Here is a 13327-nt window from a genome sequence, read left to right on the forward strand (position 1 = left end):
AAAGATGGCTAAAGAAAAATTTGAACGTAATAAACCACATGTAAACGTAGGCACAATCGGTCACGTTGATCACGGAAAAACGACGCTAACAGCTGCATTAACGAAAGTTATGGCGGAACTGCAGGGTGGTGGTATAGTCAAGGCGTTTGATCAAATTGATAATGCGCCAGAAGAGCGTGAACGTGGTATTACAATTGCAACATCACACGTAGAGTATGAGTCTGAGACTCGCCACTACGCTCACGTAGACTGTCCGGGTCACGCGGATTATGTAAAAAACATGATTACTGGTGCTGCGCAAATGGATGGTGCTATTCTGGTGTGTGGTGCAACTGATGGCCCTATGCCGCAAACAAGAGAGCATATCCTGCTATCAAGACAAGTAGGTGTGCCATATATCGTTGTATTTCTGAACAAAGCTGACATCCTTGCTGATGACTGCGGTGGATTAGGAACAGAAGAATATAACGAAATGATCGAATTAGTTGAAATGGAGCTTCGTGAGTTATTAGACTTATATGAATTTCCTGGTGATGATACACCCATTATAGTTGGATCAGCATTAAAAGCATTAGAAGGTGATACAAGCGAAGTAGGCATGCCTTCCGTCATTAAATTAGTTGAAGCGCTGGATACTTATATTCCAGAGCCAGTAAGAGCAACTGAAGGATCATTCTTATTACCGATTGAAGATGTATTTTCAATCTCAGGTCGCGGAACAGTGGTAACGGGACGTGTAGAGCGTGGTATTGTTAAGGTTGGGGAAGAGATCGAAATCGTAGGCATCAAGCCAACAGTAAAAACGACCTGTACAGGTGTTGAAATGTTTCGTAAGCTTCTAGATCGTGGGGAAGCGGGCGATAACGTGGGTATCCTGTTAAGAGGAACAAAACGCGAAGATGTTGAGCGTGGGCAGGTACTGGCGCATGTAGGTTCAATTAAGCCACACACAAGATTCTCGGCAGAAATATACGTACTGTCGAAAGATGAAGGTGGTCGTCATACGCCATTTTTTAATGGATATCGTCCACAGTTCTACTTCAGAACAACCGATGTAACCGGCGCTGTTGAATTGCCAGCAGGAACAGAAATGGTAATGCCTGGAGATAACGTATCAGTAGAAGTGACCTTGATCGCGCCAATTGCGATGGAAGAAGGGTTACGTTTTGCGATCCGTGAAGGTGGTCGTACAGTGGGTGCGGGTGTTGTTGCAAAAATCATTGAATAATAGCTTTAAGTAAAGTACAATTATTCGTTGTTAGAAGGTTTATGCGTGTAGGTCAGTGGCTCAATTGGTAGAGCAGCGGTCTCCAAAACCGCAGGTTGGGGGTTCGAGTCCCTCCTGGCCTGCCAACTCGCATTAAATATTATTTAATTTCAAGAAGTTCTCAAATAAATTCATCAAATGAATAGTCAGGCAAAGGAAGTTACATATAATTTCGATGTACTAAAATATATTTTGTCTCTTGTGCTGATTAGTGCAGGTGTGGTTGCTTTTTACATGTTCTCAGATTACTCTCAATTGTATAGGGTGCTGGGTATGGTTGCAATCGTTGTTGTTGCGTTAACGATTATGATGACTACGCAAGCTGGTCATCACTCGTGGTCTTTTGCGCAGGAAGCAAGACAGGAAGTAAGGAAGGTAGTCTGGCCTACACGCAATGAAACTATGCAAACTACGCTAATGGTATTTGCTATGGTTATAATCGTCGGATTTATTATTTGGCTTCTAGATACTTTCTTGTTCTGGGCGATTACATCCCTAACAGCTTAAAGAGGTTTAAGGATGGCAATTCGTTGGTATGTTGTTCATGCATATTCAAATTATGAAAAGAAAGTAAAGCAATCTCTGGAAGAAAAAATTGAAAGAGAGGGTTTAGGCAAATACTTTGGAAAAATTCTTGTACCAACAGAGGAAGTGGTAGAGATGCGAATGGGGCAACAAAGAAAGAGCGAAAGAAAATTCTTTCCTGGCTATGTCTTAGTGCAAATGGAATTAACTGATGAAACATGGCATCTAGTGAAGGATGAGCCAAGAGTTTTAGGTTTTATTGGTGGCACTTCAGATCGTCCGGCACCTATTTCTGACAAAGAAGCAGATAGAATTCTAAATAGAGTTGAAGAGGGTGTTAATAAGCCTAGGCCAAAGGTTTTATTTGAGGTTGGTGAAGTAGTGCGTGTTAATGATGGGCCATTTAAAGATTTTAATGGTGAAATCGAAGAAATTAATTACGAAAAAAATAAATTGCGAATTTCAGTGTTAATTTTTGGAAGGTCAACTTCAGTAGAGCTTGCGTTTAATGAAGTAGAGAAAATTTAAATAGCACAACAAAAAAGATTTTTATAACGGTCCTCATCAGTCGATGGGGATTTTTTATCTATGGGGAGCTGAAAAGCGTTATTACCCGGTCAGGAGTATAAAATGGCTAAAGAAGTCACAGCATATATCAAGCTGCAAGTAAAAGCAGGTGAAGCAAATCCAAGTCCGCCTGTTGGCCCTGCATTAGGTCAGCATGGTGTTAATATTATGGAGTTTTGTAAGGCATTTAATGCAAAAACTGCAGATATAGAAAAAGGTTTACCTACGCCAGTAGTAATTTCTGTTTACAGTGATAGAAGTTTTACATTTATTACAAAAACTCCGCCTGCATCAATTTTATTAAAAAAAGCGGTTGGTATAACAAGTGGAAGCAAAACCCCAAATACAGTGAAAGTTGGTAAGGTGACGCGAGAGCAATTAGAAGAAATTGCAAAAACTAAAATGGAAGATTTGAATGCAACAGATATGGACTCTGCTGTGAGAATTATTGCCGGCAGTGCGCGTAGCATGGGTCTTGACGTGGAAGGTTTGTAATGGCTAAATTATCTAAAAGAGCAAAAATTGCTAAAGAAAAAATTGATTCTGAGCGCCAGTATCCATTTATAGAAGCAGTAGCAGTATTAAAAGAATTAGCAACATCCAAGTTTTCAGAGTCAGTTGATGTAAGTGTTAACTTGGGAATAGATGCAAGAAAATCAGATCAAAATGTTAGGGGCGCGACTTTATTGCCTAAGGGATCTGGTAAAACAGTGAGAGTTGCTGTTTTTACTCAGGGTCCAAATGCTGATGCTGCAATAGAAGCAGGTGCTGATATCGTTGGTATGGATGATCTCGCCGATCAAGTTAAAAAAGGTCAAATGGATTTTGATGTTGTCATTGCTTCCCCTGATGCAATGCGTGTAGTTGGTCAATTAGGTCAAGTATTAGGCCCTAGAGGTTTAATGCCTAACCCTAAAGTCGGCACTGTAACACCAGATGTTGCTACGGCAGTAAGAAATGCAAAGGCTGGTCAAGCACGTTATCGTACAGATAAAGCAGGTATTGTACATTGTTCAATTGGTAAAATTGCATTTACAGCAGAAGATATTCAAGAAAATCTGCAAGCATTGATTGCTGATTTAGTAAAAGCAAAACCGAGTGCAGCTAAAGGTGTTTATTTAAAGAAAATCAGTCTATCTACCACGATGGGACCTGGTGTTACTTTGGATCAATCTAGCTTGTCACTCTAACAAGCAGGCTTTGCAAGAGCCATTTATGGCTCGATAAAGTTGCGAATGGTGATTTTTCTATTTGTTACTCTGTTGAAAAAGTCTTGAGAAATAGTTTACGACAGATTCTTTAGTCGTAGTACTCGTTACAAATTATAAAGAATTTTTGGTTGCCAGTTTTATTGGTAGCCATCAAAGACCGTAGGTGCTTAGCTTAAATTTAACCTGCCTACGTAGATGGGAGCTGAAACTGGGGAACTGGTGAATGACCCGTTGGGCGCATCTAAACGAGATGCGGTGTGTAAACCTGATGAAAATCAGTAATAACGGAGAAAGTTGTGGCCTTAGCATTAGATGGCAAAAAAGCTGTCGTAGATGAAGTTGCTCCATACGCAGCCAAAGCGCATTCTGCTGTTGCAGCTGAGTATCGCGGACTAACAGTAGCTGAATTAACTAAGTTACGTACAGTTGCAAGAGAAACAGGCGTTTATTTGCGCGTAGTAAAAAATACATTAGCTAAACGAGCAGTCGCTGGCACTCAATTTGAATGTATGCAAGAGAAGATGGTTGGACCATTGATTCTTGCTTTTTCAATGGAAGATCCGGGTTCTGCAGGTCGTTTAATCAATGATTTTGCTAAAACCAATAAAAAGCTTATTGCTAAAATCGTGTCTATCGATGGGCAAGCATACGATGGCTCAGAATTAGCACGATTAGCAAGCTTACCAACGCGTGATCAAGGAATAAGCATGATTATGGCGTTGATGTTAGCTCCTGTAGGAAAACTTGCACGTACTTTGGTTGCTTTAAAAGAGCAGCGTGAAGGTGGTGCAGAAATTACAGAAAGCGCAGCAGAAGCAGTAGCAGAGTAAGCTTTACAAGCAGTTTAAAACCAATTATTTAGAGGAACAAACAATGGCAATCTCGCAAGAAGAGATCTTGGAAGCAGTATCAAACATGACTGTTATGGAAATCGTTGATTTAATTTCGGCGATGGAAGAAAAATTTGGTGTGTCAGCAGCAGCAGTAGCAGCAGCTCCTGCTGCTGGTGGTGATGCCGGTGCAGCAGAAGAACAAACTGAATTTGATGTTGTAATGGCATCTTTTGGTGCCAATAAAGTTGCAGCAATTAAAGCAGTACGCGGTATTACTGGATTAGGCTTGAAAGAAGCTAAAGCAGCAGTAGAAGGCTGTCCAGTTACATTGAAAGAAGGTGTAAGTAAAGCAGACGCTGAAGCAGTTAAAGCTACTTTAGAAGAAGCTGGTGCTACTGTCGAAATTAAATAATTTTGACAAAATATCATGGGCAGCAATGCCTATAATATGGGCTGGTGATCACTTAAGTGGTCACCGGCCTTTTACTGTTTTAATGCCCCGAATTCAGAAACCTACTCTTGACAAAGGATAAGGACGTAATATGGCCTACACTTTTACTGAAAAAAAACGCCTCAGAAATAATTTTGGAAAAGCAAATGAAGTTCTAGACGTCCCTTATTTGCTGGAAACGCAAATCAAATCTTATGCTGGTTTTTTACAAACTGGTATAAAGCCAGCAAAAAGAAAAGATGCTGGTTTACATGCGGCATTTTCAAGTGTGTTCCCGATTCATAGTCATTCTGGCTATGCTGTTTTGGAATACGTCAAATACAGATTAGGCGAGCCTGTTTTTGATGTGCGTGAATGTCAGCAGCGTGGCGCTACTTACGCTGCACCATTGCGCGTAATCGCGCGTCTGGTTATTTATGATAAAGATGCGCCAGGCAGTACCAAAGTTGTCAAAGATATAAGAGAGCAAGAAGTCTATATGGGTGAATTACCCTTAATGACAGAGAATGGAACATTTGTTATTAATGGTACTGAGCGAGTTATTGTGTCTCAATTGCACCGTAGTCCCGGAGTGTTTTTTGATCATGATAAAGGAAAAACCCATTCATCTGGAAAATTGTTATTGAATGCACGGGTTATTCCGTATCGTGGTTCATGGCTGGACTTTGAATTTGACCATAAAGACTGTGTTTTTGTCAGAATAGATCGTCGTCGCAAAATACCAGCAACTATTCTATTGCGTGCTTTGGGTTATGAGAATGAAGAGATGATCAACATCTTCTTCGAAACAAATAAAATTTTTATTAGTGCTGACAAAATCTTACTCGATTTAATTCCTGAAAGATTAAAAGGTGAGATTGCTACTTTCAATATTAAATCCGGTGGCAAAGTATTAGTAGAAGAAGGAAGGCGTGTAACTGCTAAACATATTAAGCAGATGCAAAAAGAAAAAATTAAGGAGCTAGAGGTTCCTAGAAGTTATTTATATGGAAATATTTTAGCGCACAATATTATTAATGAGGACACAGGAGAGTTAATCGCCAGTGTTAATGATGAAGTTACTGAGGACTTATTAGAGAAGTTAATTGCTGAAGGTGCCAGTGAAATTAATACCTTATATGTAAATGACCTGGATCGTGGTCCCTACATATCTTCGGCGATGCGTGTAGATAATACAACAAATCGTTTAGAGGCATTGATAGAAATATATCGTATGATGCGCCCTGGTGAGCCGCCTACTAAAGATTCGGCAGAAAACCTGTTTAATAATCTTTTTTTTACTGAAGACCGGTATGATTTATCTGCGGTCGGGCGCATGAAGTTTAATCGTCGCCTTGGTATACCCGATTCTGAAGGAGATGGCACATTAAGTAAAGAAGATATCATTAATGTACTAAAAGAATTAATCAACATAAGAAATGGTAACGGTATCGTCGATGATATCGACCATTTAGGTAATCGGCGTGTCAGATCAGTAGGTGAAATGATTGAAAACCAGTTCAGAGTTGGTTTAGTCAGAGTAGAGCGTGCTGTTAGAGAGCGTTTGACGCTTGCTGATTCTGAAGGTTTGATGCCGCAGGAAATTATCAATGCGAAACCTGTCTCTGCAGCAGTAAAAGAGTTTTTTGGCTCTAGTCAGTTATCGCAATTTATGGATCAGAATAATCCATTATCCCAGGTAACGCATAAACGGCGTGTTTCGGCACTAGGCCCGGGTGGACTGGCTAGAGAGCGTGCTGGTTTTGAGGTTCGAGATGTACATACGACTCACTACGGTCGAGTTTGTCCTATTGAAACACCGGAAGGTCCAAATATTGGTTTGATTAACTCGTTGGCTGTATATGCACGTACCAATGAATATGGATTTCTGGAAACACCTTATCGTAAAGTTGAAAATGGCATCGTTACTGATCAGGTTGATTATCTGTCAGCAATAGGTGAAGGTAACTTTGTTATTGCACAGGCAAGTGTACCTGTCGATGAAAATAGAAAACTAGTAGAAGGCCTGGTATCTTGTCGTTATAAAGATGAATTCACTTTAGTTTCATCTAAAGACGTAGATTATATGGATGTATCTGCCAAGCAGATAGTTTCGGTAGCGGCTTCAATTGTTCCTTTCTTGGAGCATGATGATGCGAACAGAGCCTTAATGGGTTCTAACATGCAGCGTCAGGCCGTACCGGTTCTTAAAGCTGAGAAACCGCTCGTGGGAACAGGTATGGAACGCACTGTTGCCAAGGATTCAGGTGTAACAGTAGTTGCAAAGCGAGGCGGAGTTGTTGCTAGTGTCGATGCCAGTAGGATCGTGGTGCGTGTCAATGACACTGAAACTGAGGTCGCTGAAACGGGGGTAGATATTTATAATCTAATTAAATATGTACGTTCAAATCAAAATACCTGTATTAATCAAAAGCCATTAGTCAAGCCAGGAGACCTGGTTGCTGCTGGTGATATTATGGCAGATGGACCTTCAACGGACATGGGAGAGTTAGCATTAGGTCAGAATATGTTAATCGCCTTTATGCCGTGGAATGGATACAACTTTGAAGATTCTATTTTAGTTTCTGAGCGCGTAGTTAAAGAAGACCGGTTTACTTCAATTCATATAGAAGAAAAAACCTGTATTGCTCGTGATACCAAGCATAGCCCAGAAGAAATTACAGCTGATATTCCAAATGTAAGTGAAGAAGCACTTTCTAAACTAGATGAATCAGGTATTGTCTATGTAGGAGCAGAAGTTAAGGGCGGTGATATTCTTGTTGGTAAGGTTACACCAAAAGGTGAGTCGCAACTTACGCCTGAAGAAAAATTACTTAGAGCTATTTTTGGAGAAAAAGCAGCTGATGTTAAAGATACTTCACTAAGAGTACCCGGTAGTATCCGAGCAACAGTTATTGATGTACAAATTTTTACCCGTGACGGCGTAGAAAAGGATAAGCGTGCTCTGGCGAATGAAGCATCAGCAATTAAAAGCTATAGAAAAGATTTAAATGATCAGCTAGCGATTGTAGAAAAAGACATTTATCAGCGTATCGCTAGTGTGATTATTGGTGAAAAGGCACTTTCTGGTCCTAATAGCTTAAAATCCTCAACTGTGATTACTCAGGCTTACTTAGAGGGTGTTAAGCATTCAGAGTGGTCTAATATCAAAATGGTAAGCGAAGAGCTTAATGTGCAATTAGAAGGCTTAGATGCCCATATTGTAAAGTTGCGTAAAGAATTTGATGAAAAATTTGAAATAAAGCGCAAGAAAATCACTATGGGTGATGATTTAGCCCCTGGCGTATTAAAAATGGTTAAAGTTTATTTAGCCGTTAAAAAACGCATACAACCTGGTGATAAAATGGCTGGCCGACATGGTAATAAAGGTGTTATTTCTCGAATTAACCCTATTGAAGATATGCCATATCTAGCTGATGGAACACCTATTGATATTGTTCTAAACCCATTGGGTGTACCATCACGTATGAATGTAGGGCAGGTGCTTGAAACTCATCTGGGCTGGGCTGCAAAAGGGCTAGGCGCAAAAATAGGAAAGATGCTCGAGGCGAAAGCGGCCGTGACAGAAATAAGAAGCTATCTGGATAATATTTATAATAGCAGCGGTCAAAGTGAAGATCTGGGCTCATTTTCTGATGCAGAAATTATTGAAATGGCAGGTAATTTAGTGTCTGGTGTACCTATGGCATCGCCTGTGTTCGACGGCGCAAGTGAAGATGAAATTCGCCATATGCTCGCTTTGGCAGATCTACCGTCGAGTGGACAGACTACGTTATATGATGGCTTGACAGGCGAGGCGTTTGAGCGCGAGATAACTGTTGGTTATATGCATATGCTGAAATTGAATCACTTGGTAGATGACAAAATGCATGCGCGTTCAACAGGTCCATATAGTCTGGTAACTCAGCAACCATTAGGTGGGAAAGCGCAGTTTGGTGGGCAGCGTTTTGGAGAAATGGAGGTCTGGGCACTGGAAGCTTATGGTGCTGCTTACACCCTACAGGAAATGTTAACTGTTAAATCTGATGATGTAACAGGTCGTACTCGTATGTACAAAAATATCGTTGATGGAAATCATCAAATGGAGCCAGGTATGCCTGAGTCATTTAATGTATTGCTTAAAGAAATTCGCTCACTAGCTATTAATATCGAAGTGCAATAAGTAGAGCACTATTGAAAATAGTTATTAGCTAATGAGTTCTGGTTCAGCCAGATAACACACAAAGGGGATAAGCTCTTGAAAGATTTATTAAATTTCTTGAAACGCCAAAATAGAACAGCTGATTTTGATGAAATTAGCATAGGTTTGGCGTCACCAAATCAGATTAGATCATGGTCTTATGGTGAGGTTAAGAAGCCGGAAACTATAAATTATCGAACATTTAAACCAGAACGGGATGGTCTTTTTTGTGCGAAAATTTTTGGTCCGGTAAGTGATTACGAATGCTTATGTGGCAAATACAAGCGTTTAAAACACCGTGGTGTGATTTGTGAAAAGTGTGGTGTTGAAGTCACTTTATCTAAAGTGCGTCGCGAGCGAATGGGGCATATAGAGCTTGCAAGCCCGGTTGCGCATATCTGGTTTTTAAAATCGTTGCCCTCACGGATCGCGCTATTGTTAGATATGACACTGCGCGAAATTGAGCGTGTTTTATATTTTGAATCATTTGTAGTGCTGGATGAAGGTATGACGCCTTTGGAAAGAAAAAAGCTATTAACTGACGATGAATATTTAGATGCGTTTGAAGAGTATGGTGATGATTTCGTGGCCAAAATGGGTGCAGAGGCTATCCATGAGCTACTAAAAACAATTGATATTAAGGCCGAGGTTGATCAATTAAGAGAAGAGATTAATAGTACAAACTCAGAAACCAAGATTAAAAAATTCTCTAAGCGCTTAAAGGTTCTTGAATCACTTTTAGGTTCATCTAACCGTCCAGAATGGATGGTCATGAATGTTTTACCCGTATTACCCCCGGAATTACGCCCTCTAGTACCATTAGATGGCGGACGTTTTGCGACTTCTGATCTTAATGATTTATATAGACGAGTTATTAACAGGAATAACCGTTTGCATCGTTTATTGGACTTAAGTGCACCTGACATCATTATTCGTAATGAAAAAAGAATGTTGCAAGAATCGGTTGATGCATTATTAGATAACGGTCGTCGTGGAAGGGCTATAACTGGAACAAATAGACGCCCTTTAAAGTCCCTTGCCGATATGATTAAAGGTAAGCAAGGTCGTTTCAGACAAAACCTATTAGGTAAGCGAGTCGATTATTCTGGTCGATCAGTTATTGTAGTGGGGCCTACTCTGAAATTGCATCAATGTGGATTGCCTAAAAAAATGGCCCTGGAATTATTTAAGCCATTTATTTTTAGTAAATTACAATTACGTGGTTTAGCGACAACAATTAAAGCTGCCAAAAAAATGGTGGAAAGCGAAGGTGCCGAAGTATGGGATATTCTGGAAGAGGTTATTCATGAACATCCTATTCTGTTAAACCGCGCACCTACATTGCATAGATTAGGTATTCAGGCTTTTGAGCCAATCTTGATCGAAGGTAAGGCAATTAATCTTCACCCATTAGTTTGTAGTGCATTTAATGCCGATTTTGATGGTGACCAGATGGCGGTGCATATTCCACTGTCAATCGAAGCGCAGCTTGAATCAAGAACTTTGATGATGGCAACCAATAATATTTTATCTCCTGCGAATGGAGAGCCAATTATTAACCCATCTCAGGATGTGGTGTTGGGGCTTTACTATATCAGTCGTGAAAAACTTAAGGCGAAAGGTGATGGTTCAGCATTTTTTGATATTAATGAAGTTAAAAGAGCATTAGATGCAAAAGTTGTTGAATTACAATCAAAAATACAAGTAAGAATTACCGAAAAATTAGGTGCTAAAGCCGGTGAAGTTGAGTATAAAACAACTCGTTTCGAAACAACAGTTGGACGCGTTTTAATATGGGAAATTGTACCTGAAGGTATGCCATTTGAAATTGTAAACTGTGATATGACTAAAAAGAACATTTCACGTTTACTTGATTTTAGTTACCGTTACCTAGGAAATAAGGATACTGTAATTCTTGCTGATCAGATTATGTATCTGGGTTTTAAATATGCTACACGCTCAGGAATTTCTTTTGGTATCAATGATATGGAAATTCCAGAAGAAAAAGTAAGTATATTGGCAGAAGCAGAGAGAGAAGTTATTGAAATTCAGCAGCAATATTCTTCTGGCTTGGTAACTGATGGTGAGCGATACAATAAGGTTGTAGATATCTGGTCGCATGCCAATGAAAAGGTAGCCAAAGTAATGATGGATGCTTTGGGTACGGATATTGTCATAGATGATGACGGTAGTGTTTTGAAGCAAAAATCATTTAACTCTATATTTATGATGGCTGAATCTGGCGCGCGGGGGTCTGCTGCACAGATTAGGCAGCTAGCTGGTATGCGTGGTTTGATGGCAAAACCGGACGGTTCTATTATCGAAACTCCGATAACTGCAAACTTCCGTGAAGGACTGGATGTGTTGCAGTACTTTATTTCTACGCATGGTGCACGTAAAGGTTTGGCCGATACCGCTCTTAAAACCGCTAACTCAGGTTATTTGACACGACGGTTAGTTGATGTAGCTCAGGATTTGGTTATCAATGGCGTAGATTGTGGTACAACCAACGGAATGATGATGGCTCCCATTATTGAGGGAGGTGACGTAGTTGAGGCATTAGCCGAACGAGTTCTAGGACGAGTAGTTATTGGTGATGTGTTGAATGCGGCAACTGGCGAAGTTCTGGTCGCTGATGGCACGATGCTGGATGAGCATTATGTCTCTGTACTAGAGCAAAATAGTGTTGATGATGTTTATGTGCGATCTATTATTACTTGTGATAATCGCCATGGAGTTTGTGCAAAATGTTATGGTCGTGATCTGGGTCGTGGGCATATGGTCAATAGTGGCGAAGCAGTTGGTGTTATAGCTGCGCAATCAATCGGTGAGCCGGGAACGCAGTTGACTATGCGTACTTTCCATATCGGTGGAGCTGCTTCACGTCAAGTTGCCATTAGTAATGTTCAGGTTAAATCTAAAGGACTTATAAAACTACATAACTTAAAAACGGTTGAAAATCGTGCCGGTAATTTGGTAGCTGTATCAAGATCAGGTGAAGTTGGTGTGATGGATGAGTATGGCCGTGAAAAAGAGAAATACAAGATTCCATATGGCGCTGAATTAACCTGTAAAGATGGTGGATCAGTAAATTCGGGCGATATTGTTGTAACGTGGGATCCACATGTACACCCTGTAGTAACAGAAGTTGCTGGTTTCGTTGAATTAGTTGATTTTGAGCCAGGTTTGTCGGTTCAGGAAGTGTCTGATGAGGTAACTGGCGTGAGTTCAATTACCGTATTAGATCCTAAGCAACGTGTTAGTGCCGGAAAGGATTTACGCCCTTTGGTTAAGTTGGTCAATGAAGATGGCGAAGATGTTATGTTGCCAAATACTGAATTGGCTGCACAGTATGTACTACCATCTGGATCAATTGTTGCTGTAAAAAATGGCGCTGAAATCCATGTTGGTGATGTTTTAGGGAGAATTCCTCAGGAATCAAGTAAAACACGGGATATTACCGGAGGTTTGCCGCGAGTTGCTGATTTATTTGAAGCAAGAAAAACCAAAGACCCAGCGATTCTGGCTGAGGCGACTGGTGCAATTGCTTTCGGTAAAGAAACTAAAGGTAAACAGCGAGTTATTATTACCGATTCCGAGGGTGAGCAATATGAGACACTGATACCTAAATGGCGACATATTACGGTATTTGAAGGTGAGTTCGTTGAAAAAGGAGAAACCATTGCCGAAGGCGAATTAACACCACACGATATTTTACGTCTACGCGGAGTGACGGAATTAACAACATACCTAGTTAAAGAAATACAGGATGTTTATCGTTTGCAAGGTGTGAAAATCAATGATAAACATATTGAAGCAATTATTCGCCAAATGTTACGTAAAGTTGAAATCACTGCTTCAGGAGATAGTCCTTATACTAAAGGCGAGCAGGTTGAAAAAGTAGTTGTTAAGGAAATTAATGACAAACTTGAAGCAGAAGGAAAGATTCCTGCTAGCTATGATCCTGTATTATTAGGTATAACCAAAGCCTCACTGGCAACTGAGTCTTTTGTATCAGCTGCATCCTTTCAGGAAACCACAAGAGTGTTAACTGATGCAGCTGTTCGTGGCTTGAAAGATCAGTTATATGGGTTAAAAGAAAATGTAATTGTAGGGCGATTAATTCCTGCAGGAACAGGTTTGGCTTTTCATGAGGCAAGAAGAAAGCGTAAAGAGGCAAAGTCAGAATCAATAAATACCCCTGAGGAAGTAAAATCCCTAGATGCAATTGATGCTGAGGAAGCACTAAAGCAAGCTTTAAATGCTGAATGAAAAGAAACATATTGACTTTAG

The 13327-nt window shown here is 40.2% G+C and carries 9 protein-coding genes and 1 tRNA gene; all 10 read left to right on the plus strand.

All coding sequences use genetic code 11. The features are described 5' to 3' along the window. Positions 1-4: 4 nt before the first annotated feature. The 10 genes from tuf (at position 5) to rpoC (ending at position 13306) form a co-directional block, all read left to right on the plus strand. A complete protein-coding gene (gene tuf, locus AU255_RS18885; protein ID WP_080524437.1) occupies positions 5-1228 on the plus strand; it encodes an elongation factor Tu in 1224 nt (407 codons plus the stop codon). Positions 1229-1277: 49 nt separating this feature from the next. Next, positions 1278-1353: transfer RNA gene (locus AU255_RS18890), tRNA-Trp, on the plus strand. 52 nt (positions 1354-1405) lie between these two features. Next, a complete protein-coding gene (secE, locus tag AU255_RS18895; RefSeq protein ID WP_080524438.1) occupies positions 1406-1774 on the plus strand; it encodes a preprotein translocase subunit SecE in 369 nt (122 codons plus the stop codon). 12 nt (positions 1775-1786) lie between these two features. Continuing rightward, on the plus strand, positions 1787-2320 hold the full coding sequence (nusG, locus tag AU255_RS18900; protein ID WP_080524439.1) for a transcription termination/antitermination protein NusG: 534 nt from the start codon (positions 1787-1789) through the stop codon (positions 2318-2320). 102 nt (positions 2321-2422) lie between these two features. Continuing rightward, complete coding sequence (gene rplK, locus AU255_RS18905; RefSeq protein ID WP_080524440.1) at positions 2423-2854, plus strand: 50S ribosomal protein L11; 432 nt, start codon at positions 2423-2425, stop codon at positions 2852-2854. Further along, positions 2854-3549, plus strand: a complete 696-nt coding sequence (rplA, locus tag AU255_RS18910; RefSeq protein ID WP_080524441.1) for a 50S ribosomal protein L1 — start codon at positions 2854-2856, stop codon at positions 3547-3549. Before rplK ends, rplA begins: the two co-directional genes overlap by 1 nt. A gap of 317 nt (positions 3550-3866) precedes the next feature. Continuing rightward, positions 3867-4400 (plus strand): 50S ribosomal protein L10, encoded by a 534-nt coding sequence (gene rplJ / locus AU255_RS18915; RefSeq protein WP_080524442.1) that lies wholly within the window; start codon positions 3867-3869, stop codon positions 4398-4400. Positions 4401-4443: 43 nt separating this feature from the next. Next, complete coding sequence (rplL, locus tag AU255_RS18920; protein WP_080524443.1) at positions 4444-4815, plus strand: 50S ribosomal protein L7/L12; 372 nt, start codon at positions 4444-4446, stop codon at positions 4813-4815. A 130-nt stretch (positions 4816-4945) separates the two neighbouring features. Further along, positions 4946-9016, plus strand: coding sequence for a DNA-directed RNA polymerase subunit beta (gene rpoB, locus AU255_RS18925; protein ID WP_080524444.1), 4071 nt, complete (start codon positions 4946-4948; stop codon positions 9014-9016). A gap of 75 nt (positions 9017-9091) precedes the next feature. Then, positions 9092-13306 carry a DNA-directed RNA polymerase subunit beta' gene (rpoC, locus tag AU255_RS18930; protein ID WP_080524445.1) on the plus strand — a complete coding sequence of 1405 codons (4215 nt, stop codon included), beginning with the start codon at positions 9092-9094 and terminating at the stop codon, positions 13304-13306. Positions 13307-13327 lie beyond the last annotated feature (21 nt).

It is taken from the genome of Methyloprofundus sedimenti (assembly GCF_002072955.1).
GTDB lineage: Bacteria > Pseudomonadota > Gammaproteobacteria > Methylococcales > Methylomonadaceae > Methyloprofundus > Methyloprofundus sedimenti.

Coding starts and splice junctions, on each gene's coding strand:
- tuf (WP_080524437.1), top strand. CDS start 5: ATGGCTAAAGAAAAATTTGAACGTAATAAACCACATGTAAACGTAGGC.
- secE (WP_080524438.1), top strand. CDS start 1,406: ATGAATAGTCAGGCAAAGGAAGTTACATATAATTTCGATGTACTAAAA.
- nusG (WP_080524439.1), top strand. CDS start 1,787: ATGGCAATTCGTTGGTATGTTGTTCATGCATATTCAAATTATGAAAAG.
- rplK (WP_080524440.1), top strand. CDS start 2,423: ATGGCTAAAGAAGTCACAGCATATATCAAGCTGCAAGTAAAAGCAGGT.
- rplA (WP_080524441.1), top strand. CDS start 2,854: ATGGCTAAATTATCTAAAAGAGCAAAAATTGCTAAAGAAAAAATTGAT.
- rplL (WP_080524443.1), top strand. CDS start 4,444: ATGGCAATCTCGCAAGAAGAGATCTTGGAAGCAGTATCAAACATGACT.
- rpoB (WP_080524444.1), top strand. CDS start 4,946: ATGGCCTACACTTTTACTGAAAAAAAACGCCTCAGAAATAATTTTGGA.